22 protein-coding genes, 1 other RNA gene and 1 pseudogene are annotated in these 24,176 nt (G+C 53.2%); 17 read left to right on the top strand and 7 right to left on the bottom strand.

Annotated features, from left to right (window positions below):
* Positions 1-155 precede the first annotated feature (155 nt).
* The 5 genes from lon to fadM all read left to right on the top strand — a co-directional run bounded on the left by lon (position 156) and on the right by fadM (position 6,155).
* Positions 156-2,510: an endopeptidase La gene (gene lon, locus GUC46_RS17655; protein WP_003021627.1), complete on the top strand. Its 2,355-nt coding sequence runs from the start codon at positions 156-158 to the stop codon at positions 2,508-2,510.
* Between the two features lie 208 nt (positions 2,511-2,718).
* Positions 2,719-2,991, top strand: a complete 273-nt coding sequence (gene hupB, locus GUC46_RS17650; RefSeq protein ID WP_003021629.1) for a nucleoid-associated protein HU-beta — start codon at positions 2,719-2,721, stop codon at positions 2,989-2,991.
* Positions 2,992-3,258: 267 nt separating this feature from the next.
* Positions 3,259-5,133, top strand: coding sequence for a peptidylprolyl isomerase (ppiD, locus tag GUC46_RS17645; protein ID WP_130714921.1), 1,875 nt, complete (start codon positions 3,259-3,261; stop codon positions 5,131-5,133).
* A gap of 146 nt (positions 5,134-5,279) precedes the next feature.
* Positions 5,280-5,654, top strand: a complete 375-nt coding sequence (locus tag GUC46_RS17640) for a helix-hairpin-helix domain-containing protein (RefSeq protein ID WP_003847573.1) — start codon at positions 5,280-5,282, stop codon at positions 5,652-5,654.
* 102 nt (positions 5,655-5,756) lie between these two features.
* Complete coding sequence (gene fadM / locus GUC46_RS17635; RefSeq protein WP_003021636.1) at positions 5,757-6,155, top strand: long-chain acyl-CoA thioesterase FadM; 399 nt, start codon at positions 5,757-5,759, stop codon at positions 6,153-6,155.
* Between the two features lie 117 nt (positions 6,156-6,272).
* Here fadM and queC read toward each other — a convergent pair whose 3' ends face one another.
* Positions 6,273-6,968, bottom strand: coding sequence for a 7-cyano-7-deazaguanine synthase QueC (gene queC, locus GUC46_RS17630; protein WP_003835948.1), 696 nt, complete (start codon positions 6,966-6,968; stop codon positions 6,273-6,275).
* 65 nt (positions 6,969-7,033) lie between these two features.
* Positions 7,034-8,734: an SgrR family transcriptional regulator gene (locus GUC46_RS17625; protein ID WP_130714920.1), complete on the bottom strand. Its 1,701-nt coding sequence runs from the start codon at positions 8,732-8,734 to the stop codon at positions 7,034-7,036.
* 226 nt (positions 8,735-8,960) lie between these two features.
* Here GUC46_RS17625 and cof point away from each other — a divergent pair, with 226 nt between their 5' ends.
* The gene (gene cof / locus GUC46_RS17620) at positions 8,961-9,779 is read left to right on the top strand and encodes an HMP-PP phosphatase (RefSeq protein ID WP_003021643.1); all 819 of its coding nucleotides are present in this window, start codon (positions 8,961-8,963) and stop codon (positions 9,777-9,779) included.
* A 50-nt stretch (positions 9,780-9,829) separates the two neighbouring features.
* Here the strand turns inward: cof and GUC46_RS17615 are convergent, their stop codons facing one another.
* Positions 9,830-10,885: a PLP-dependent cysteine synthase family protein gene (locus tag GUC46_RS17615; protein ID WP_016149704.1), complete on the bottom strand. Its 1,056-nt coding sequence runs from the start codon at positions 10,883-10,885 to the stop codon at positions 9,830-9,832.
* A 116-nt stretch (positions 10,886-11,001) separates the two neighbouring features.
* On the opposite strand from GUC46_RS17615, the gene GUC46_RS17610 reads away from it, so the two are divergent.
* From GUC46_RS17610 to amtB, 5 genes are all read left to right on the top strand, one after another.
* A complete protein-coding gene (locus tag GUC46_RS17610; protein WP_003021649.1) occupies positions 11,002-11,460 on the top strand; it encodes an Lrp/AsnC family transcriptional regulator in 459 nt (152 codons plus the stop codon).
* Between the two features lie 44 nt (positions 11,461-11,504).
* Entirely contained in the window at positions 11,505-13,277 is a 1,773-nt protein-coding gene (locus GUC46_RS17605) for a SmdA family multidrug ABC transporter permease/ATP-binding protein (RefSeq protein ID WP_016149705.1), read from the top strand.
* Positions 13,270-15,048: a SmdB family multidrug efflux ABC transporter permease/ATP-binding protein gene (locus GUC46_RS17600; protein WP_088902655.1), complete on the top strand. Its 1,779-nt coding sequence runs from the start codon at positions 13,270-13,272 to the stop codon at positions 15,046-15,048. Before GUC46_RS17605 ends, GUC46_RS17600 begins: the two co-directional genes overlap by 8 nt.
* Positions 15,049-15,304: 256 nt before the next feature.
* Entirely contained in the window at positions 15,305-15,643 is a 339-nt protein-coding gene (gene glnK, locus GUC46_RS17595) for a P-II family nitrogen regulator (protein WP_003021657.1), read from the top strand.
* 31 nt (positions 15,644-15,674) lie between these two features.
* Positions 15,675-16,961: an ammonium transporter AmtB gene (gene amtB, locus GUC46_RS17590; RefSeq protein ID WP_003835936.1), complete on the top strand. Its 1,287-nt coding sequence runs from the start codon at positions 15,675-15,677 to the stop codon at positions 16,959-16,961.
* Positions 16,962-17,011: 50 nt separating this feature from the next.
* On the opposite strand, the gene tesB is transcribed toward amtB, so the two are convergent.
* Complete coding sequence (gene tesB, locus GUC46_RS17585; RefSeq protein WP_003835934.1) at positions 17,012-17,872, bottom strand: acyl-CoA thioesterase II; 861 nt, start codon at positions 17,870-17,872, stop codon at positions 17,012-17,014.
* A gap of 212 nt (positions 17,873-18,084) precedes the next feature.
* Between tesB and GUC46_RS17580 the strand changes: the two genes are divergently transcribed.
* Positions 18,085-18,654 carry a YbaY family lipoprotein gene (locus GUC46_RS17580; protein ID WP_003021666.1) on the top strand — a complete coding sequence of 190 codons (570 nt, stop codon included), beginning with the start codon at positions 18,085-18,087 and terminating at the stop codon, positions 18,652-18,654.
* Between the two features lie 31 nt (positions 18,655-18,685).
* On the opposite strand, the pseudogene GUC46_RS17575 reads toward GUC46_RS17580, so the two are convergent.
* Positions 18,686-19,075: pseudogene (locus GUC46_RS17575) on the bottom strand (MGMT family protein).
* An 84-nt stretch (positions 19,076-19,159) separates the two neighbouring features.
* Here GUC46_RS17575 and ffs point away from each other — a divergent pair.
* The 3 genes from ffs to GUC46_RS17560 all read left to right on the top strand — a co-directional run bounded on the left by ffs (position 19,160) and on the right by GUC46_RS17560 (position 19,922).
* Positions 19,160-19,256, top strand: an RNA gene (ffs, locus tag GUC46_RS17570) — signal recognition particle sRNA small type.
* A 199-nt stretch (positions 19,257-19,455) separates the two neighbouring features.
* On the top strand, positions 19,456-19,707 hold the full coding sequence (locus tag GUC46_RS17565) for a hypothetical protein (protein ID WP_003021699.1): 252 nt from the start codon (positions 19,456-19,458) through the stop codon (positions 19,705-19,707).
* Entirely contained in the window at positions 19,704-19,922 is a 219-nt protein-coding gene (locus tag GUC46_RS17560) for a hypothetical protein (RefSeq protein ID WP_003021701.1), read from the top strand. Before GUC46_RS17565 ends, GUC46_RS17560 begins: the two co-directional genes overlap by 4 nt.
* Before the next feature lie 59 nt (positions 19,923-19,981).
* Here GUC46_RS17560 and GUC46_RS17555 read toward each other — a convergent pair whose 3' ends face one another.
* Positions 19,982-21,412 (bottom strand): PLP-dependent aminotransferase family protein, encoded by a 1,431-nt coding sequence (locus tag GUC46_RS17555; protein WP_160180558.1) that lies wholly within the window; start codon positions 21,410-21,412, stop codon positions 19,982-19,984.
* An 87-nt stretch (positions 21,413-21,499) separates the two neighbouring features.
* On the opposite strand from GUC46_RS17555, the gene GUC46_RS17550 reads away from it, so the two are divergent.
* Positions 21,500-22,129, top strand: a complete 630-nt coding sequence (locus GUC46_RS17550; protein ID WP_130714915.1) for a YitT family protein — start codon at positions 21,500-21,502, stop codon at positions 22,127-22,129.
* Between the two features lie 64 nt (positions 22,130-22,193).
* Positions 22,194-22,547, top strand: a complete 354-nt coding sequence (locus GUC46_RS17545) for a DUF1428 domain-containing protein (RefSeq protein ID WP_003831033.1) — start codon at positions 22,194-22,196, stop codon at positions 22,545-22,547.
* A 51-nt stretch (positions 22,548-22,598) separates the two neighbouring features.
* On the opposite strand, the gene GUC46_RS17540 is transcribed toward GUC46_RS17545, so the two are convergent.
* A complete protein-coding gene (locus GUC46_RS17540) occupies positions 22,599-24,152 on the bottom strand; it encodes an EAL domain-containing protein (protein WP_003835927.1) in 1,554 nt (517 codons plus the stop codon).
* Positions 24,153-24,176 lie beyond the last annotated feature (24 nt).

Raw genomic sequence — 24,176 nt, 5'->3', positions numbered from 1 at the left:
AAAGGGGGGATTTTATCTCCCCTTTTATTTTTCCGTAAACATGGCGTTGAATGTGTGGGAAACATCCCCATATACTGACATACATGTTAAAGGTGGTGTGAAGCACAGTCGTACCACCTGATTACCTGGCGGAAACTAAACTAAGAGAGAGCTCTATGAATCCTGAGCGTTCTGAACGCATTGAAATCCCCGTATTGCCGTTGCGCGATGTGGTGGTTTATCCGCACATGGTCATACCCTTATTTGTAGGGCGGGAAAAATCTATCCGTTGTCTGGAAGCGGCTATGGACCATGATAAAAAAATCATGCTGGTCGCACAGAAAGAAGCGTCAACGGATGAGCCGGGTGTAAACGATCTTTTCACCGTCGGGACCGTGGCCTCTATTTTGCAGATGCTGAAACTGCCTGACGGCACCGTAAAAGTGCTGGTCGAGGGGTTACAGCGCGCGCGTATTTCAGCGCTGTCTGACAACGGCGAGCATTTCTCTGCGAAAGCAGAGTACCTTGACTCGCCTGCTATTGATGAGCGCGAACAGGAAGTGCTGGTGCGTACTGCTATCAGCCAGTTTGAAGGCTACATCAAGCTGAACAAGAAAATCCCACCAGAAGTGCTGACGTCGCTGAACAGCATCGACGATCCTGCACGTCTGGCGGACACCATCGCAGCGCACATGCCGCTGAAGCTGGCTGACAAACAGTCCGTGCTGGAGATGTCCGACGTTAACGAACGTCTGGAATATCTGATGGCGATGATGGAGTCTGAAATCGATCTGCTGCAGGTTGAGAAACGCATTCGCAACCGCGTGAAAAAGCAGATGGAAAAATCCCAGCGTGAGTACTATCTGAACGAGCAGATGAAAGCTATTCAGAAAGAGCTCGGCGAGATGGACGATGCGCCGGACGAAAACGAAGCGCTGAAGCGTAAGATCGACGCGGCGAAAATGCCGAAAGAGGCAAAAGAGAAAGCGGAAGCGGAACTGCAGAAGCTGAAAATGATGTCTCCGATGTCGGCGGAAGCGACCGTAGTGCGTGGCTACATCGACTGGATGGTTCAGGTACCGTGGAATGCGCGTAGCAAGGTCAAAAAAGACCTGCGTCAGGCGCAGGAAATCCTCGATACCGACCATTACGGTCTGGAACGCGTCAAAGATCGTATCCTTGAGTATCTCGCGGTCCAAAGCCGTGTGAATAAAATCAAGGGGCCGATCCTGTGTCTGGTTGGGCCGCCGGGGGTAGGTAAAACTTCTCTGGGGCAGTCCATCGCCAAGGCGACCGGGCGTAAATACATCCGTATGGCGCTGGGCGGCGTGCGTGATGAGGCTGAAATTCGCGGTCACCGCCGGACCTATATCGGTTCTATGCCGGGTAAACTGATCCAGAAAATGGCTAAAGTGGGCGTTAAAAACCCGCTGTTCCTGCTTGATGAGATCGACAAAATGTCTTCCGACATGCGTGGCGATCCGGCTTCCGCACTGCTTGAGGTGCTGGATCCAGAGCAGAACGTGGCGTTCAGCGATCACTACCTGGAAGTGGACTACGATCTCAGCGACGTGATGTTCGTTGCGACCTCTAACTCCATGAATATTCCGGCGCCGTTGCTGGATCGTATGGAAGTGATCCGTCTGTCCGGTTATACCGAAGACGAGAAGCTGAATATTGCAAAACGTCACCTGTTGCCGAAACAGATTGAGCGTAACGCGCTGAAAAAAGGTGAGCTGACGGTCGACGATAGCGCCATTGTAGGCATTATTCGTTACTACACCCGAGAAGCGGGTGTGCGTAGTCTGGAGCGCGAAATCTCCAAACTGTGCCGTAAAGCGGTGAAACAGCTGCTGCTCGACAAGTCGCTGAAACATATCGAGATTAATGGCGATAATCTGCACGACTATCTGGGCGTACAGCGCTTTGATTATGGCCGCGCGGACAACGAAAACCGCGTTGGTCAGGTAACCGGCCTGGCGTGGACGGAAGTGGGCGGCGATCTGCTGACCATCGAAACCGCCTGTGTACCGGGTAAAGGTAAGCTGACCTACACCGGTTCTCTGGGTGAAGTCATGCAGGAATCCATTCAGGCTGCACTGACCGTTGTGCGTGCGCGTGCGGAAAAACTGGGTATTAATCCGGATTTTTACGAAAAACGCGACATTCACGTTCACGTACCTGAAGGAGCGACGCCGAAAGATGGCCCAAGTGCGGGTATTGCGATGTGTACCGCGCTGGTTTCTTGTCTTACCGGTAACCCGGTTCGCGCCGACGTGGCGATGACCGGCGAGATCACCCTGCGTGGTCAGGTTCTGCCAATCGGTGGTTTGAAAGAAAAACTGCTGGCGGCACACCGTGGCGGTATTAAAACGGTCTTAATTCCTGATGAGAACAAACGTGACCTGGAAGAGATTCCGGATAACGTAATTGCCGATCTGGACATCCATCCGGTGAAACGCATTGAGGAAGTTCTGGCTCTTGCGTTGCAAAATGAACCCTCTGGAATGCAGGTTGTGACGGCAAAATAGTGACCTCGCGCAAAGAGCATTAATAAAAACAGGGCTGGCAGGCCATTTCGGGCTTGCCAGCCTTTTTTTGTATAGCTAATTTAGATGACGGATTAGGCTTGCCATCATTAACGGGTGTTGTAAGGGCATGGCAGGCCTGATATAACTGCTGCGCGGTCGCACTTTGAAGGATTCAGGTGCGATATAAATTATAAAGAGGAAGAGAAGAGTGAATAAATCTCAACTGATCGACAAAATTGCTGCAGGGGCTGATATCTCTAAAGCTGCGGCTGGACGTGCGTTAGATGCAATTATTGCTTCTGTTACCGAATCTCTGAAAGAAGGTGATGACGTAGCGCTGGTAGGTTTTGGTACTTTTGCCGTTAAAGAGCGTGCTGCCCGTACTGGTCGCAACCCGCAAACAGGTAAAGAGATCACCATTGCCGCGGCTAAAGTACCGGGCTTCCGTGCAGGTAAAGCACTGAAAGACGCGGTAAACTAAGTGATTTCCCCTTTGGGGATGTGACGAAGTACAAGGGCGCATCGACTGATGTGCCTTTTTTATTTGTAATTCCGGTACTTTCTACGTGTTGTGGGCTGACAATTACCCCTGTTTCTTGTCACAATAGGCCTTTGTGCGCAGCGTTCAGGAAACGCTATGCTGCGTGAAGCATATATACTCAAAATCCTTGCCGCCGTTGTTGTGTCAACGCGCAGGCGGCTTTAGAGATAACGCGTATAGTCATCTACAGCGGAGTGTGGTTACACCATGATGGACAGCTTACGCACGGCTGCTAACAGTCTCGTGCTCAAGATTATTTTCGGTATCATTATCGTGTCGTTCATTTTGACCGGCGTGAGTGGTTACCTGATTGGCGGGGGCAATAACTTCGCCGCCAAAGTGAATGGCCAGGAGATCAGCCGCGGGCAGTTCGAGAATGCGTTCAACAGCGAACGTAACCGCATGCAGCAACAGCTGGGCGATCAATACTCCGAGCTGGCCGCGAACGAAGGTTACATGAAAACGCTGCGTCAGCAGGTGCTGAATCGTCTTGTTGACGAAGCGCTGCTGGATCAGTATTCCCGCGAGCTTAAGCTCAACATCAGCGACGATCAGATTAAACAGGCTATTTTTGCCACGCCTGCTTTCCAGGTCGACGGTAAATTTGATAACAACCGCTATAACGCAATTGTTAATCAGATGGGCATGACTGCAGACCAGTACGCTCAGGCATTACGTAATCAGCTTACTACCCAGCAGCTGATTAACGGTGTTGCCGGTACGGACTTTATGCTGAAAGGCGAAACGGACGAACTGGCGGCGCTGGTCGCACAGCAGCGGATCGTGCGCGAGGCGACGATTGACGTTAACGCACTGGCCGCGAAGCAGTCTGTTACCGAGCAGGAAGTTGCCAGCTACTACGAGCAGAATAAAAACAACTTTTTGACGCCGGAACAGTTCCGCGTGAGCTACATCAAGCTGGATGCTGCTGCTATGCAGGAGACGGCCAGCGATGCTGATATTCAGTCTTACTATGACCAGCATCAGGATCAGTTCACTCAGCCGCAGCGTAACCGCTATAGCATCATTCAGACCAAAACTGAAGATGAAGCCAAAGCGGTACTGGACGAGCTGAATAAAGGCGGTGACTTTGCTGCGCTGGCGAAAGAAAAATCTGCCGATATCATCTCTGCCCGTAAAGGCGGCGATATGGGATGGCTGGAAGATTCAACCACCCCGGATGAGCTGAAAAATGCTGGTCTGAAAGAAAAAGGCCAACTGTCTGGCGTAATTAAGTCTTCCGTTGGTTTCCTCGTTGCGCGTCTTGACGACGTACAGCCTGCACAGGTTAAACCGCTGAGCGAAGCCCGTGACGACATTGCGGCAAAAGTGAAGCAGGAAAAAGCGCTGGATGCCTACTATGCGCTGCAACAGAAAGTCAGCGATGCGGCCAGCAACGATAACGAATCTCTGGCGGGTGCAGAGCAGGCAGCAGGTATGAAAGCGGTTGAAACGGGCTGGTTTAGTCGTGACAGCCTGCCGGAAGAACTGAATTTCAAACCAGTCGCTGACATCATTTTCAATGGTGGTCTGGTTGGCGAGAACGGTACACCTGGCAGTAACTCCGATATCATCACCGTGGATGGCGATCGCGCGTTCGTGCTGCGTATTGCAGAGCACAAAGCTGAAGCCGTGAAGCCACTGGCTGAAGTGAAAGAGCAGGTAACTGCGCTCGTTAAGCACAATAAAGCAGAGCAGCAGGCGAAGCTTGATGCCGATAAACTGCTGGCGGATTTGAAAGCCGGTAAAGGTGATGAAGCGATGAAAGCTGCGGGTCTGAGCTTTGGCGAGGCAAAAACGCTGAGCCGTACGGGTCAGGATCCGTTGAGCCAGGCTGCCTTTGGTCTGAGCCTGCCGGCGAAAGACAAGCCGAGCTACGGCGTAGCGAACGACATGCAGGGTAACGTTGTTCTGTTGGCGCTGGACGAGGTGAAAGCCGGTTCTATGCCTGAAGCGCAGAAGAAAGCGATGGTTCAGGGGATCACTCAGAACAACGCGCAGATTGTCTTCGAAGCGCTGATGAGCAACCTGCGTAAAGCCGCAAAAATTAAAATCGGTGATGCGCTGGAACAGCAGCAATAACCGAGGCAGTTCGCAAAAAATTGCAAAAAGTTGTATCTACCAAAGGCCGCTTTCGCGGCCTTTTCCATTTCTGATATTTGCCATTTGTCTGCCGTTCTGCACCTCGCTATCGTGATTCCACTGTTAACAAACAAGGAGAAAACAGTATGAAACATGGAATCAAAGCCCTGCTTATCACTCTTTCATTGACCTGCGCTGGTATGGCCCAAACTGTATTGGCGGCTGATCCTGTCGCCAAAAGCCAGGCGACTCAAACCAAAGCGGAAAATTCAGGGACGGCACAAAGCAAAGCCACACTGCCCGCTAAAGCAAGCGACGATGAAGGCACCAGGGTAAGCATCAACAGCGCTTCTGCGGAGGATTTAGCGCGAGTCATGAATGGCGTAGGTCTGAAGAAAGCGCAGGCGATTGTGAGCTATCGTGAGGAGTACGGACCGTTTAAAACGGTGGAGGACTTAAAGCAGGTACCGGGTATGGGCAGTTCGCTGGTGGAGCGTAATTTGGCAGTTTTAACACTTTAATAACTTGCACAGCGCTGAAAATTTGCCAGACTAGAGAGGTCATACCAGTTATGGCCTCACTACCCTGAATATATTCTTATAAAAACGTAAGGTTCCTGCGCTATGCAAACACAAATCAAAGTCCGTGGTTTTCATCTTGATGTCTATCAGCACGTCAACAACGCCCGCTATCTCGAGTTTTTGGAAGAAGCCCGCTGGGATGGTCTGGAAAACAGCGACAGCTTTCAATGGATGACTGCACACAACATCGCTTTTGTGGTCGTGAATATAAATATTAACTACCGTCGTCCAGCGGTGCTAAGCGACCTGCTGACCATCACTAGTCAGGTGCAACAGCTAAATGGCAAAAGCGGGGTGTTAAACCAGACAATTACCCTGGAGCCGGAAGGGCAGGTAGTGGCCGACGCGTTGATTACCTTCGTCTGTATTGATTTGAAAACGCAAAAAGCGCTGCCGCTGGAAGGGGAGTTACGCGAAAAACTGGAGCAGATGGTGCAGTAGCTCAACGTTGCCTGATGGCGCTTCGCTTATCAGGCCTACGGGCGATATTGTGTACGATGAATGCTGTCGGTAGGCCGGATAAGGCGTTTACGCCGCCATCCGGCACTATTCGCTCAATTATTTCAGGCCGGTTTTCTGCTTCATTGCCGCCATCACTCCCGGTTTATCCGCCAGATAATGGTTCAGGCCGTTGGCACGCAGATTACACGCCGCACAGTGACCGCAACCGTCACCTTTGATGCCGTTATAGCAAGTTAGTGTTTCTTCGCGTACCAGGTCCAGCTTGCCCCAGTAATCAGCCAGCGCCCAGGTTTCGGCTTTATCGATCCACATCAGTGGGGTTTCAAAGCGAATATCTTTCGCCATCCCCAGGCTTACGGCATGGTTCAGGGCTTTGACGAACTCATCGCGACAGTCCGGGTATCCAGAGAAATCCGTTTCACAAACGCCGGTAATGACAGCCTCTGCCTGTACCTGGTACGCGTAAATTGCTGCTAGCGTTAAGAACAGAATATTGCGTCCTGGCACAAAGGTATTGGGAATGCCGTTCGCATCCGGTTCGTAATCGGGTACCGGAATATTATCGCGGGTCAGGCTGCTGACAGCCAGTTCACTGAGCAGCGTGACATCAAGCACTTTGTGCGCGCGTGCGCCAAGTTTTAAGGCCAGGTCACGTGCGACATCAATCTCAGCGCGATGGCGCTGACCATAATCAAAGGTCACGCAGTGCACTTCATCATACTGATGCAGCGCTTGCGCCAGACAAGTCGTGGAGTCCTGACCTCCACTGAATACAACAACGGCACGTTTCATGGCTTTTCCTGACAAAATAACGAAGCCCTTATGGTAGCGCCTGGTCGTGTCGCCGACCAGCTTCTTCACGCTGAAGGAGGTGGCAACCAGGCTTCGGTAAACTCAAACCAGCCACGAGGATTCAGGCGTACGCCGTTCACCCCTGGTGGCGCGCTGATGCGATAGTGATAATTGAACAGTGGCGTCAGGGTAGCGTCATGCATTAGCGTGGCGAAAACTTGTTGTAAAGCCGCGTGGCGATCGTCCTCATCGGCCTGGATTTGTAGGGCATCCAGGGTCGTTTGCAAATGTGTGTATGCTGGCGCATTCAATACATGTGACCAGAGCTGATCGCAGCGCAGCCACTGTTCGAGAGTATATTCAGGTGCTTCACCAATCAGCCTGTCGCCCATCATCAGGTCGGCCTGGGCTAGGGGATGATTGCCATCCCAGTTTTTAGCATTATGAAAAATAAGCGTTAATTCACAGCCGAGCAGAGCCAACGCATGGCAAAGCTGTTCAGCCATAGCGTGAAGTTCTACCGGCAGATGATAAGCCAGCGTCAGCTTTTCCGGTAATGCTACCTCGTCGAGTTCATCCCATTGCGGGATACTCCATCCGGGCAGCAGTGCATTGCTTGGCGTGATCAGATTTTCATCCACTTCAAGCGTTTGTAGCAGGGAAGAACGGTGGATAATATCGACCAGTCGACGAGCCTGCTGCATATTCAGGCGCGCGCTTTTTCTGAGTGTGAGATAGCAAAAACCAAGGCTGATCCCGCTGCTTACCTGGCTTAGCATAGGTAACTCTTCGGGTTTACCAATCGCAATTTGCACCGGATGGCGGCAGCTGGTGCCCAAATCCTGGGAGAAGAGCTGCGGGGTTATCCAGTATTCAATGGCTTTTAGCAGCGGATGACTCAGATGGTAGTGATCGTGACTCTCGATACGCACCAGCTCAGGAGTAAACAGTGTCAACCGGAACGGGCCGGTACCCACAAACGGGTGCTCAGGATGCGCCAGGTGACTGCTGTAGCTCGCCAGACGGTGTGCCAGCCAGAAGTCGGGACGATGCAGAATAAAGGTCAGACACTGGGGATGCGTAACCTCAATGCGCTTTACGCTGATAAATAGCTTATTCAGCGCAGGTAACTCTAACAGCTTCAGCAACTGTTGATGTAGCTGCGTACTGCTTACCGTATCGCCGTTATGCCAATGCAGGGTGGAACGAATATAGAAATCCCAGCGCAGGCCGTCAGCGGAGATATTCCAGTGGTGGGCTAAGTCTCCACAGGGACGTTGCGTAGTGCTGTCAAATCGGGTCAGGCCAGAGAAAACTTGTCCAGCGAGGTGTTGCTCCGCGCGACCGGGGAGAAATCCAGGGTGCAAAGGGTCAAGCTGGCGATAATAGGGGATACGCAGGGTTGGCGTGTCGTTTTGCCATTGGCCGCCCATAAACGGTTGTAGCAACGTTCTTAATTCTCCCGGTGCTAACTGAGCCAGTTCCAGCACGCTAAGCTGTTCTCCCTTTTGCAGCGCCTGTTCCATCATGGTGTTGCGCAGGGAATCCGGCGTCACCAAAAAGCGTAATTGCCCGCGTTTCCCACGCCCAGACTGGGCGTGCCACTCCAGCCAGCCAGCATCCTGCGCTTGCTTCAGCAGGGTACGCACGTGGCGCTCACTGCAAAAACAGCGTTCGGCCAGTTCCCCGACGGTCACCGACTGCGGTTCGCCGTTCGAAGGCTGCCACAGGCGTTGGTATTGGTTCAGGCGATTCAACAATCTCATATACACTTCATCCTTCAAGCTGCCTCTTTGTTGGCTGCGTTTATTCACCCCAGTCACATACTGAAATGTATGCTCCTGGGCGTTCATTCACTTGCCGCCTTGATGCAACTTGAATGATTTTCTGTAATAAACCCGGAACAATTCATTTTATCTATTCACTATTACTTCCGTATATCTCAGGTGATACTGAATCACAAGTTAACCGCGTCACAGTGTGGAGAAAGAAATGGCTCGTCTGGCTGCATTTGATATGGATGGCACCCTTTTGATGCCGAATCACCATTTAGGTGACGAAACGCTTTCAACGCTGGCGCGCCTGCGTGAACGCGATATCACCCTGACATTTGCCACTGGCCGCCATGTGCTGGAAATGCGCCACATTTTGGGTTCTATCTCACTGGACGCCTTTTTGATCACCGGTAACGGCACGCGCATTCACTCTCTTGAGGGCGATGTGTTGCACCGTCAGGATCTGGATCCGAATGTTGCGGATATCGTGTTACATCAGAAATGGGATACCACCGCCAGCATGCATGTCTTTAATGACAACGGTTGGTTTACCGGACAAGAGATCCCCTCGCTGCTACAGGCGCATGTGTATAGCGGATTTCGCTACCAGATCGTCGATGTGAAACGTATTCCGGCTCATCAGGTAACGAAGATCTGTTTCTGCGGCGATCATGAGTCTCTGATCCAGTTGCGCATTCAACTGAATGAAGCGCTGGGAGAACAGGCGAATCTCTGTTTCTCCGCGGTTGATTGCCTTGAGGTACTGCCGCTGGGCTGTAACAAAGGATCCGCGCTGGCGGTGTTGAGTGACCACTTAGGATATTCAATGTCCGAGTGTATGGCGTTTGGCGATGCTATGAACGATCGCGAAATGTTAGGCAGCGTTGGGCGCGGCCTGATTATGGGTAACGCAATGCCGCAACTGATGGCTGAACTGCCTCATTTATCGGTGATTGGACATTGCCGTAATCAGGCGGTGTCACACTTTTTGACGCATTGGCTGGACAATCCGCATCTACCTTATTCCCCCGAATGAGAGATCCCTTCCAGCAAGCCAGACTTCGCGTCTGGCTTTTTTTTGTCTGCTTAGTGTGTATTCAGCAACTGGGCAAGTTCCGCTTTCCACGGCGTTAAATCACCGATATGCGCGTCAACCCATTGCGGGTTGTAGTAGGTTTCCAGATAGCGTTCACCGCTGTCGCAGAGCAGCGTCACCAGTGAACCGGTTTCTCCGGCATTGCGCATGCGCGCGGCAAGTTGCAGCGTTCCCCACATGTTGGTGCCGGTTGAGGCGCCGACTTTACGACCCAACTGCGTTTCCAGCCAGTGCGCGGTAGCCACGCTGGCGGCATCCGGCACGCGCAGCATTTCATCGACCACATCAGGAATGAAAGAGGGTTCTACGCGCGGACGCCCGATACCTTCAATTTTGCTTCCTACCGGGCTGCGCAATGTCGCATCGCGATCCTGCCAGAAGGGCAGAAAAACCGAATTCTCCGGATCCACTACCATCAGGCGAGTATCGTAGCCCTGACAGCGGATATAGCGGCCAATGGTTGCTGAGGTGCCGCCGGTGCCGGCGCTCATCACGATATGGCGGGGAACGGGATTGGGCTCGCACTGCATCTGACGAAAGATGCTGTCGGCAATATTATTATTGCCACGCCAGTCGGTGGCGCGCTCAGCATAAGTGAACTGGTCCATGTAATGACCGTTCAGTTCACGCGCCAATTGTTCAGAGGCCGCGTAGATTTCGCAGGCGCTTTGCACGAAATGACAGCGACCGCCGTAAAATTCAATCTGTTCAACTTTACGTTTCGCCGTACAGGAAGGCATGACGGCAATAAACGGCAGCCCTAACAGTCGAGCGAAATAAGCCTCAGATACCGCCGTTGAACCGGACGATGATTCAATGATGGTGGTGCCTTCTTTGATCCAGCCATTGCACAACCCGTACAGAAACAGTGAGCGCGCCAGACGATGCTTCAGGCTCCCGGTCGGATGCGTGCTCTCATCTTTTAAATAGATCTGAATGCCCGGAAACGCCGGTAGCGACAGACGAATGAGATGTGTATCTGCAGAACGCTGATAATCCGCGTTGATTTCATTGATGGCGTTTTTAACCCAGGAGCTATTCATCATTAATAAATATCCATTTGTCATTTTGTGCCCAGAATAGCGAAAAGCACGGAAAAAATTGTTGCCATTTAGCCTTTAAAATAGAATGTAAGTAGAAAATTCTTCTCTGTGGAGTGGATATGCTAGACAAAATTGACCGTAAGCTGCTTGGCTTACTGCAACAGGACTGCACCCTTTCTTTGCAGGCGTTAGCAGATGCCGTTAATCTGACTACCACTCCCTGTTGGAAACGCCTCAAACGGCTCGAGGATGACGGTGTTCTGCTGGGCAGAGTCGCCTTGCTGGATCCGGAAAAACTGGGGCTGGGCTTAACCGCGTTTGTGCTGATCAAAACTCAGCATCACAGCAGCGAATGGTATTGCCGCTTTGTCACTGAAGTGACCGGAATGCCCGAGGTTCTGGGGTTCTGGCGTATGGCAGGGGAGTATGATTACCTGATGCGAGTGCAGGTCGCTGATATGAAAAGCTACGATGAATTTTATAAGCGCCTGGTGAACAGCGTACCGGGCCTGTCTGACGTCACCTCCAGCTTTGCCATGGAACAGATTAAATACACAACTGCTCTCCCTATTGAATAATTCTCCCGGCGCTTATTGCCGGAAATTTTGTCAGGACATAACGCGTGCGATTATTTGCTCAATTAAGCTGGTACTTCCGCCGGGAGTGGCGTCGCTACCTCGGGGCGGTGGCCCTGCTTATCATCATCGCTATCCTTCAGCTTATTCCGCCGAAAGTGGTGGGGATCATTGTGGATGGCGTAACGACACAACGCTTCACCACCGAGCGGCTGCTGATGTGGGTGGGAACCATTGCTCTGATCGCCGTGGTAGTTTATTTACTGCGCTATGTCTGGCGCGTGCTGCTGTTTGGCGCATCCTACCAACTGGCAGTTGAGCTGCGGGAAGATTATTACCGTCAGTTGAGTCGTCAGCATCCAGAGTTTTATCTGCGTCACCGCACGGGCGATCTGATGGCGCGTGCAACTAACGATGTTGACCGCGTGGTATTCGCCGCCGGGGAAGGCGTACTGACGCTTGTAGATTCGCTGGTCATGGGATGTGCGGTGCTGATCGTGATGTCAACGCAGATAAGCTGGCAACTAACGTTGATTGCGCTGCTGCCGATGCCGGTGATGGCGATAATGATCAAACGTTACGGTGATCGACTCCATAACCGCTTTAAGCTGGCACAGGCGGCGTTTTCCAGCCTCAACGATCGTACTCAGGAAAGCCTGACCAGTATTCGTATGATCAAGGCCTTTGGTCTGGAGGATCGGCAGTCGGCATTATTTGCCGCTGATGCTGAAGATACAGGTAAGAAAAACCTGCGCGTGGCGCGCATTGACGCCCGCTTTGATCCCACGATTTATATCGCCATTGGGATGGCTAACCTGCTGGCGATTGCCGGGGGAAGCTGGATGGTGGTTCACGGTTCGCTGACGCTCGGCCAGCTCACCAGCTTTATGATGTATCTCGGTCTGATGATTTGGCCGATGCTGGCGCTGGCATGGATGTTTAACATCGTCGAGCGCGGCAGCGCCGCGTATAGCCGAATTCGCGCCATGCTGGCAGAAGCGCCGGTAGTGGATGACGGTACTGAACTGGTGCCGGAAGGACGCGGCGAGCTGGCGGTAGCGATTCGCGAATTTTGTTACCCGCAAACCACCCACCCGGCGCTGGAAAATGTGAATTTTCAGCTTAAACCAGGGCAGATGCTGGGCATCTGTGGTCCGACCGGCGCGGGGAAAAGTACGGTGCTGTCGCTGATCCAGCGTCATTTTGATATCACCCAAGGCGATGTACGCTTTCATGATATCCCATTAACGCGCTTACAGCTGGATAGCTGGCGCAGCCGACTGGCGGTTGTCAGCCAGACGCCATTCCTGTTTTCCGATACCGTCGGCAATAACATCGCCTTAGGACGCCCGCAGGCCACCCAGGCAGAGATCGAGCATGTGGCGCGCCTTGCCAGCGTTCATGAAGATATTTTACGTCTTCCTCAGGGCTATGACACCGAAGTGGGCGAACGTGGGGTGATGCTGTCTGGTGGACAAAAACAGCGTATTTCTATCGCCCGAGCGCTACTGCTGAACGCTGAAATCCTGATTCTGGATGATGCGTTATCGGCGGTAGATGGTCGTACCGAGCATCAAATCCTGCATAACCTGCGTCAGTGGGGCGAAGGCAGAACCGTGATTATCAGCGCCCACCGTTTATCGGCTCTGACGGAAGCTAACGAGATTATCGTGATGCAGCATGGGCATATTGCCCAGCGCGGTGAGCATGAATCTTTAGTGCAACAGCCCGGCTGGTATCGCGATATGTACCGCTATCAGCAACTGGAAGCGGCACTGTCTGATGCGCCAGAAATAAACGAGGAGGCGGCTAATGCGTAGTTTTGGGCAACTATGGCCGACCCTGAAAAGATTGCTGGCGTATGGTTCACCATGGCGAAAACAGTTGGCGATTGCGGTAGTTATGCTGTGGGTGGCGGCTGCGGCGGAAGTCAGCGGTCCGCTGTTGATTAGCTATTTTATCGATAACATGGTGGCGAAGAACAATCTGCCGTTGGCGATGGTTGTCGGGCTGGTTGCGGCCTATGTCGGTCTGCAACTGCTGGCGGCAGGCCTGCATTACGCGCAATCGTTGTTGTTTAACCAGGCGGCTGTTGGCGTCGTACAACAGTTACGCACTGACGTAATGGACGCTGCGCTACGCCAGCCGCTCAGCGCCTTTGATACTCAGCCCGTCGGGCAGCTTATCTCACGTGTGACCAATGACACCGAAGTTATTCGCGACCTGTACGTGACGGTGGTCGCAACGGTCCTGCGCAGCGCGGCCTTAATCGGTGCCATGCTGGTGGCGATGTTCAGCCTCGAGTGGCGTATGGCGCTGGTGGCGATGGCCATTTTCCCGGCGGTGATGGTGGTGATGGTGATTTATCAACGCTACAGCACCCCGATTGTGCGTCGGGTGCGCGCTTATCTGGCGGATATTAACGATGGCTTTAACGAAGTCATCAACGGCATGAGCGTTATCCAGCAGTTCCGCCAGCAGGCGCGATTTGGCGAGAGAATGGGGGAGGCCAGCCGCTCGCACTATATGGCGCGTATGCAAACCCTGCGACTGGATGGCTTTTTGCTGCGCCCGCTGCTGAGCCTTTTCTCGGCGCTGATCCTCTGCGGTTTGCTGATGCTGTTCAGCTTTACCTCTGGCAGCTCCATTGAGGTTGGCGTGTTGTACGCGTTTATCAGCTACCTCGGTCGTTTGAACGAGCCGCTGATCGAGCTGACCACCCAACAATCCATGCTGCAGCAGGCGGTTGTCGCCGGCGAGCGAGTGTTCGAACTGATGGACGGGCCTCGTCAGCGCTATGGTGACGATGATCGACCGCTGAAGAGCGGGGTCATTGAGGTGGATAACGTTTCATTTGCCTATCGTGACGACAATCTGGTGCTGCAAAATATCAGTCTGTCCGTGCCTTCGCGCAGCTTTGTAGCCTTGGTCGGACACACCGGTAGCGGCAAAAGTACGCTGGCCAGTCTGCTGATGGGTTACTACCCGTTGACGCAGGGCGAAATCCGCCTTGACGGACGTCCGCTGTCTTCTCTGAGCCACAGTGCGTTACGTCAGGGCATCGCGATGGTGCAGCAGGATCCGGTGGTGATGGCGGATACCTTCCTGGCAAACGTCACGCTGGGTCGTGATATCTCAGAAGAGCGGGTATGGCAGGCTCTGGAGACTGTGCAACTGGCAGCACTGGCGCGGGGGCTGAGCGAGGGGATCCATACCCGGCTGGGCGAGCAGGGCAATAATCTCTCCGTTGGGCAGAAACAGCTGCTGGCGCTGGCGCGGGTATTGGTGGAAACGCCGCAGGTACTGATCCTCGATGAAGCCACGGCCAGTATTGATTCCGGTACTGAACAGGCCATTCAGCACGCGCTGGCGGCGGTACGTGAACACACCACGTTGGTAGTGATTGCACATCGGTTATCGACGATTGTCGATGCGGATACCATTCTGGTGCTGCATCGCGGGCAGGCGGTTGAGCGTGGTACGCACCAGCAACTACTGGCGGCGCAAGGCCGTTACTGGCAGATGTATCAGCTGCAACTGGCGGGTGAAGAGCTGGCGGCCAGCGCACATGAGGATTCGGTTATCGCCTGATGGCGCTGCGCTTATCAGGCCTACGGTCAACGCGGTTTTGTAGGCCGGATAAGGCGTTTACGCCGCCATCCGGCAATCAACAATCTGGTGCAAAAATGTAACGCACTATGCACCGTCATAGTGCGTTTTTTCTTTTTCTCCCCCAGCAATACCCTGCAAGCCTGAATTATTCCGCGTTTTTCATTCCTGGCACACCCCTTGCAATATTCCTCTCGTGTATCTGCAGCCACTACTGAATTCTGACTGGAGGGGATCTATGAAGCTGGTTACCGTGGTAATCAAACCGTTCAAACTGGAAGACGTCCGTGAAGCACTGTCGTCTATTGGTATTCAGGGGCTGACCGTCACCGAAGTGAAGGGCTTTGGCCGACAGAAAGGTCATGCTGAGCTGTACCGTGGGGCTGAATATAGCGTCAATTTTCTGCCAAAGGTGAAGATTGATGTGGCGATTGCCGACGACCAACTGGATGGCGTGATTGATGTCATCAGTAAAGCGGCATACACCGGAAAAATTGGCGACGGCAAAATCTTCGTCGCCGAGCTGCAACGTGTGATTCGTATTCGTACCGGCGAAGCCGACGAAGCCGCACTGTAACTTCTGGCACACAGTGATAGGAAACCAAAAAATGAAGATAGCAACGATGAAAACAGGTATTGCTTCACTGGCGCTACTGCCGGGACTGGCAATGGCGGCACCGGCGGTTGCGGATAAAGCAGATAACGCTTTTATGATGATCTGTACCGCGCTGGTGCTGTTTATGACTATCCCTGGCATTGCGTTGTTCTACGGCGGTTTGATTCGCGGTAAGAACGTGCTGTCGATGCTGACTCAGGTGACGGTGACATTCGCTCTGGTTTGTATTCTATGGGTGGTTTATGGCTACTCACTGGCCTTTGGCGAAGGGAATAATTTCTTCGGCAACTTCAACTGGGTATTGCTGAAGAACATCGCGCTGACGGCGGTCACGGGGAGCTTCTACCAGTACATTCACGTTGCTTTTCAGGGTTCTTTCGCCTGCATCACCGTTGGGCTGATTGTTGGGGCGCTGGCTGAACGTATTCGCTTCTCTGCAGTGCTGATTTTTGTAGTGGTATGGTTAACGTTGTCGTATATACCGATTGCCCATATGGTCTGGGGCGGCGGCTTGCTGGCTTCCCACGGTGCGTTGGATTTTGCCGGCGGAACAGTCGTGCATATCAACGCGGCGATTGCCGGTCTGGTTGGGGCGTATCTGATTGGCAAACGCGTCGGTTTTGGCAAAGAAGCCTTTAAACCGCATAACCTGCCGATGGTCTTCACCGGTACCGCTATTCTCTATATTGGTTGGTTTGGCTTTAACGCCGGTTCAGCGGGAACGGCGAATGAGATTGCTGCACTGGCCTTCGTCAATACGGTGGTCGCCACCGCCGCAGCCATCCTCGGATGGATCTTCGGTGAATGGGCGCTGCGTGGCAAACCGTCCCTGCTGGGCGCGTGTTCTGGCGCTATTGCGGGTCTGGTGGGGGTAACACCGGCATGTGGCTATATTGGTGTCGGCGGCGCGTTGATTATTGGTGTCGTTGCGGGACTGGCTGGCCTGTGGGGTGTGACCATCCTGAAGCGTATTCTGCGCGTGGACGATCCGTGTGATGTGTTTGGCGTGCACGGCGTGTGCGGCATTGTCGGCTGCATCCTGACCGGGGTGTTCGCTGCCAGCTCTCTGGGCGGCGTGGGCTTTGCCGAGGGCGTGACCATGGGGCATCAGCTGCTGGTGCAACTGGAAAGCGTGGCGATTACCATCGTCTGGTCCGGTGTGGTGGCTTTCATTGGCTATAAGCTGGCGGATATGACGGTGGGTCTGCGTGTACCGGAAGAGCAGGAACGCGAAGGTCTGGATGTGAACAGCCACGGCGAGAACGCTTACAACGCTTGATGTTTCAATCTGCCGGATGGCAACGCTTTTGCGCCGCCATCCGGTAATTCTCAATTACGATTACGCATTACCCCTTCCTGCACGGTAGAGGCGACCAGCACGCCGTCCTGCGTATAAAACTCCCCGCGTACAAAACCCCGGGCACCGGAGGCCGAAGTACTCTCGACGTTATACAACAACCACTCATTGATATTGAACGGACGATGGAACCACATGGAGTGGTCAATGGTGGCGATCTGAATCCCTTTTTCCAGGAAACCAATTCCGTACGGCTGCAGCGCAACAGGCAGGAAGTTCAGGTCTGAAGCATAACCCAGCAGATATTGATGGACGCGCAGATCGTCCTGCAGCTCGCCGTTTGCGCGGATCCAAACCTGGCGCGCCGGAGGTGCGACGTGACCTTTTAAGGGGTTATGAAATTCAACCGGACGCACTTCCAATGGACGATCGTTGATAAATTTTTCTTTCAACAGCGGCGGCAGCAAATGCGCCACTGAGCGGGCAATTTCTGTTTCTGATTTAAGCTCATCGGGACTCGGCGCATCCGGCATGGTTTTCTGATGTTCAAATCCGTCTTCCGGCGCCTGGAAAGAGGCTGTCATGTAAAAAATAGGTTTACCATTCTGGATTGCGGCAACGCGGCGCGCGCTGAAGCTGTTACCATCACGCAGGACTTCTACATCATAGATGATGGGCTTTTGGCTATCGCCGGGGCGTAAAAAGTAGCTGTGAAAGGAATGGACCAGACGCTCTTCTGGTACGGTTTCCTTTGCGGCATACAGCGCCTGACCGACAACCTGTCCCCCAAAAACCTGACGTAACCCTAAGTCTTCACTTTGGCCCCGAAAGAGTCCTTCTTCAATTTTTTCCAGATTTAACAATGTCAGCAAATTTTTCAGCGCCAGACTCATACGTGCTCTCCAGGTTATATCGTTCTCGCAGCGAGGTAGGCAGAGTATAACGCAATTTTGAAAGTGGTCCGATGGGTGCAATTGTCTGAATTAAAGGCCTATTACAGGCAAAAACAGCTATCTTGTGCCACACTTAGTCACGTTATGTTTTTGTTAACCACTCTTCTGGCGAGGAAAGTTCTCGCTGGTGCATAGATGAAAAGGAGAATTTAATGAAACTCGTGCACATGGTAAGTGGTTTAGCGGTTGCGGTCGCTCTGGCAGCCTGCGCCGATAAAAGCGCGGATATTCAGACACCTGCGCCAAGCCCTAATACGTCAATTGCTGACACACAGTCTAAAATTCAGCAGCCTAATGTCTCCGGTACAGTATGGATCCGCCAGAAAGTGGCCTTGCCACCTGATGCGGTGCTGACCGTAACGCTGTCAGATGCTTCACTGGCCGATGCACCGTCAAAAGTGCTGTCGCAAAAAGCGGTCCGTACTGAGGGTAAACAGGCGCCATTCAGCTTCGTATTACCGTTTAACCCGGCTGATATTCAACCTAACGCCCGTATTCTGCTAAGTGCGGCAATTACGGTTAATGACAAACTGGTCTTCATTACTGATACCGTGCAGACGGTCATTAATCAGGGGGGGACAAAAGCTGACCTGACGCTGGTCCCTGTACAGCAAACGGCAGTACCGGTTCAGGCGAGCGGTGGGGCTGCCACCACGGTGCCGTCAACGTCACCAACCCAGGTGAATCCGTCTTCTGCCGTCCCTGCTCCCACACAGTACTAAGGCAGTCGTAACCCTCTCCGCCCAGAGAGGGTTAGTACACCCAGCGATAGCGCTGTAAATCGATCTGTCCGCTTCCTGAAACCACTATTCCTTCAGCCAGCAACGCCTGACGCTGCCGTTGCAGGTCGGGGCCTGTCAGCGAAATGGCACCATGACGATTAACCACCCGATGCCAGGGCAGAGTGCTGCCTTCGGGGAGACGCTTAAGCACGCCGCCTACCTGGCGCGCAGCACGCGGCGAACCGGCAAGCCTTGCAACATCGCCATAGGTGGTGACGAAACCTTCGGGGATTGACGCGACGATTTGCCAGACGCGTTGGGGGAAAGTGTCTTGTATATCCATCATTTATTCCTGCGCTAATCTTCCAGCATAATGCTGAATGGCGAAGGAGTGAAGCCGCATTGCACAAGAAAACAGCATCCGATGCTGGATGGGTTGCAATTACAGGGTGCAGCAGTGATAATGCGCCTGCGCGTTGGTTAACAACGCTCTCAATGGGGGCTCTGTTGGTTCTCCCGCAACACTACTCTGTTTACCAGGTCAGGTCCGGAAGGAAGCAGCCAAGGCAGATGACGTGTGTGCCGGGATGTAGCTGGCAGGGCCCCCACCCAATTCTGCCGTCCGGCAATTTTCCTTCTGCTTATCTTCTTTTCTTTGTCATCGTATTGTCATTTTAATGTCATCAAATGCTGTCAATGTGTTTCGGGGATGTTATTTGATGCTTTTGCCGCCGCCATCGCACTGTAACGACAGGGGTCTTACATTCGGTGTGTTTTGGCTGACCACAAGGATTTTCTACGATGTCGACCGCTGTATTGAATGTCAAAATTGATGAGGCGCTAAAAGAAAAGCTTCGCCATTACGCTGAAGTGCATAGTGAAAATTTAAGTATCGCGACGGAAAAACTACTGCTGATCGCGTTTTCCGCCGTTGAAGAGGCGGGAGTCTCCGCTGAGGATATCGATAGCCAGCATACGGAAGAATCCGTGGTTGAAGCACTGACTCCTAAAGAAATCAAAGCATTGCGAAGACTACTGAAGAAGAAAAAATGAAACAACAACCGCTCTCAACCGCCTGTAATTATGGCGAAGCCTGTGAAATGCTGCGTTCCGGTTATGTGAAACATGTTCGTCTGAGCTGGAACGTCGGCAGCGATGAGTTCTTCCGTATTGCCTCCGACTGGTGTGATGCCGGGGCAAAAATTAAGAAAGACGGTGAGAATTTCGTGATTTCTCTGAAGGGGTTTCCGGTTCCTCCTCAGCGGTAATATTGCCGGGACATCCTCGTCCATCACGGCATTCAAGGACGAGTCCTTTGACTCGTCGTTTAGATTATTTTACGTATTTTCCCGCTGCTGGCCTGCAAACGCAGGTTATCCCAAATGGGTTGCAACACCCGGAAGGCGGCACGCGTTGTGTCATCCGGTAATGTGAAGGGCATACGCAAAAAGCGGTCAAATGCACCATCAAGACCGAAACGCGTACCGGTTCCCAACTGAATGCCTGCGATTTCGGCGCGCGTAGCGAATAGCGTTGCCAGCGTATCGGGCAGTTCAACCCAAAAAGAGAGTCCTCCCTGTGGCTGGGTAAACTGCCACTCCGGGAAATGTGCGTTCATCAGGTCCGAGCACAGATCTCGCTGCGATGTGAGTAGCCGTCTTCTGTCAGGAAGAAAGTCGGCGGCATTATCCAGCAGCCAACTGGTGGCGAGTTGTTCAAGCACCGGGGAGCCTAAATCGAAGGTGTCGCGAGTTTGTACCAGCGCCGCGATGGTTCGCGCCGACGCCCGAATCCAGCCCAGACGCAATCCTCCCCAAAAGCTTTTCCCGGCAGATCCCAGCAGGATGATCGGTGCATTGCGGTTGAATGCGGCAAGCGGCGGTGGTGGCGGCGGGGCGTCATACCACAGGTTCACCATGGTCTCATCAATCACCAATGTGGTGCGGGTCCTTTCAGCAATATCTGCCACGACCTGGCGAGTTGCAGCGTCCATGCAACGCCCGGTCGGATTGTGAAAGTCCGGCATCAGATAGGCCATTCTCGGTGCGGTTTGCGCGATGGTGGCGACCAGACCTGCCGTATCCCAACCGTGTTCGGGCAGCGACACACCGACGGGACGACATGATGCGCCTTGAATCGCGGCAATCGCCAGCGGATACGTGGGATGATCGACCACCACGCGATCGCCAGGGCCGGTGAGTAAACGCAGGATCAGCGCCAGGCCACTGACCGCGCCGTTCACGACCATAATCTCATCGGGCTGCGTCGGGAGTCCGCGTTCGCAATAATGCCGGGCGATGGATTCACGCAAAACCGCCAGTCCCTGTGGTAGATACCCGGAACTCAGCAAATGCTGCGGCATCGCAAACAGCGCTTGTTGGTAAGCATGGTGAATTTCGGGACCGGCACTCAGCGCCGCCGTGGACAAATCCAGCGCTGTACCGGTACTGGTTCGTGTAGGCACATGACGAATGTGTTCCGGCAGGATCACCCGTGAGCCGCTCCCATGACGGCTTTCCAGATATCCCTCTTCACGCAGTTGCGCCATGGCGCTGGCGACGGTGGTTCGGCTCACTTGCAGAACGGCAGCGAGCTCGCGTTCGCCGGGTAAGCGACTATCCAGCGCCAGTCGACCATCAAGGATCAGCAGACGTAACGCTTCTGCCAGCTGTCGCCAGATGGGCGTTCGTGAGGGGTTTTCCTGCCAGTGTCCGAGCAGGCGCTGCAAAGACTGGCTTCCGTAACGGCGTGATGACATAGCAGTCCACTTTTTGAAAACTGGACATTAATCATAGTGCCAATTGCGGTGATGATGAAAGTTATCTGAGAGTGAGAGGGGAAAAGCATGCTGCGTCGTTTACTTCAGCTGTTTATCGGGCTGACGCTGTACGGTGTGTCGACGGCGATGTTTGTCCGTGCCGATTTAGGGGCCGATCCGTGGAACGTGTTTCACTTGGGCGTGGCCAATTTATTGTCGATGAATATCGGCGTGGTGATTATTGCCGTGGGTGTGTTGGTACTGCTGGCGTGGATACCGCTGCGCCAGCGTCCAGGGTTTGGCACGTTGAGCAACGTGATTATGATCGGGCTGGCGGCAGATGCCGCGCTGCTGGTGATTCCGGGATTTGAATCCCTGCTGGCGCGCAGCGGGCTGTTGGTGTCAGCGGTGATCTTGAATGCGTTAGCAACCAGCCTGTACATTGGTGCCGGTTTTGGCGCCGGTCCGCGTGATGGTCTGATGACCGGTATCCACGCACGTACCGGCTGGCCAGTACGACGAATTCGAACCGCAATTGAAGTGTCGGTGCTGCTTATCGGTTGGTTGCTGGGAGGATCCGTGGGGGTTGGTACGGTGCTGTATGCCTTGGCTATCGGACCGCTCATTCAGCTTTGCTTGCCGTGGTTTCGCCATCAGCCGCAGGCACGTATTCGCATCAAGAATACGCCTGGGGCGCGATCGACTGCTGGCGACTAAACTTAACCTCGACTGACGCGGCCGGAATCGGCTTGCCGCGCAGTACACTTCGGAGGTTTTTCTCATGAAGTATGTTGATGGCTTTGTGGTTGCCGTACCCGCTGAAAACAAGGAGGCGTACATTGCGATGGCGGCAAAAGCAGCTCCGCTTTTCAAGGAATTCGGTGCATTGCGCGTGGTGGAGTGCTGGGCAGATGATGTCCCCGACGGCAAATTGACCGATTTTCGCATGGCTGTGAAAGCGCAGGATCATGAAGAAGTGGTATTCAGCTGGATTGAATACCCTTCCAAAGAGGTCCGCGACGCGGCGAATCAGAAGATGATGTCCGATCCCCGTATGAAGGAATTCGGTGAATCTATGCCATTTGATGGCAAGCGAATGATCTACGGTGGATTTGCGCCCATTATGGAAGAGTGATGTGACTGGCTGTGCGGCGTGCCGCCAGCCATCTCAACATCAACAGCCATGTTAAAGCCGTTTTTCTGCCCACAGTATAAATTCCGTTTTCGGCAGCGCTTTGCTGTAAAGCCAGCCTTGACCGTACTGCACTCCGTGCTTGCGTAGCCAGGTTTCCTGATTCTCGGTTTCGATACCTTCCGCCACCATCTCAAGTTTCAGCGCTTTTGCTATCTCGATGATATGCGGCGTGACGTTGTTGTACTCCAGTGCATCGACGAACGATTTGTCTATCTTCAGGATGTCTACATCCAGATCCTGCAAATAACTCAGGCTGGAATAGCCGGTACCAAAGTCATCAATATAGATTGAATGACCCGCCTGACGGTATTTGGCAATAAACGGCGCGCTGTTTTTTGGGTCAGCAAATTCGCGTTCAGTTAGCTCCAGCGCGATTTGCGCAGGCTTAAGTTGCCAGTGGTTCACCTTCTGGCTTAACAGGGCTGGAAGCGTTTCGGAGGACAGATCGGCTGACTCAAGGTTGATGGATATATGCTGCTCAGGATGCTGACGCAGCCATTTGCCTAAATCTTCAAATACGCTTTCAATAATCAACCGGGTGAGGGACTCTGTCAGCCCGGTTTCATGCGCCAGCGCGACGAAAATTTCAGGTGACAGATAACTCCCATCGGCCTGCTGCCAGCGAGCCAGCGCCTCTGCCCCAACCACTTTCCCCGTTTTGAGCGAGATAATTGGTTGATAGTGGACTTTGATGTCCCGATGCTGGATAGCGTCCTGCAACTGATGATGGGGCGACTGTAAGCGGCGCAAAATACGCAAAACAAAGGCGGCGGTGAGCAAGCCGATAAGAATGCCTGCCGGGAGCCAGATCAGTGCCTGCCGGTGCCAGGTTTTTTGCAATGGCAGGGTAGACGCCCAGGTTACGATCGTGATGCCCAACTCAGGAAAGGGGCGGGCGTTATAAATGCTGCCATCTTTGTTAAAATGGGTAATCGATCGTTCTTGCTGTATATGCTGCAAAACGTCCGATGGCAGATCGGCGCTACTGGCAACCACGACGTTGCGCATGGTGCCAATGATAGTCACTTCAATCGGCCATGAGCCAAACGGGATGACGTCAATGAAAGAACCCGGATCGACCATCACAATATAATGTTCGCTCCCTAATGCTGCCATAAAGCGCTTGATGCCCAAATCATTTTGCGTGGTTAGCCATGCGCGATATCCATCAGGAGTGACTTTCATTGCGGGTGGAAATGCGTCAGCCTGGCTTCTTTTTTCCAGAGATGAGCATTGCGGAACGTTATCTTTGAGGTACAGCACTTCCTGAATATAGCGATAGCTATATGACAAACGACGCATTTCCAGCAGATGCTCATCACTACAAGGCACCCCCTGAAATGCTTCAATATGGCGTAATGCTTTTTTCGCCTGCTCGCCTACGCGTTCCGTACGTAATGCGACTCGTGTTGAGAACATGTCGAGTTCATCGATAAATTTCGTTTCGACCTGACGATGTGCAAGCCACAGGCTTAAACCTACAGGCGCGAGGATGGAAAGGAACAGTACCCCAGTCACCAGGCTTATCAGATGTCGTGTTGTCACAGTGATATCCTTATTTACACAGCG

The organism is Citrobacter sp. LUTT5 (genome assembly GCF_009905315.1).
GTDB classification, from domain to species: Bacteria; Pseudomonadota; Gammaproteobacteria; order Enterobacterales; family Enterobacteriaceae; genus Citrobacter; species Citrobacter freundii.
The sequence above is the reverse complement of the archived record's forward strand: the minus strand, read 5'-3'. Positions and strand labels throughout refer to the sequence as shown.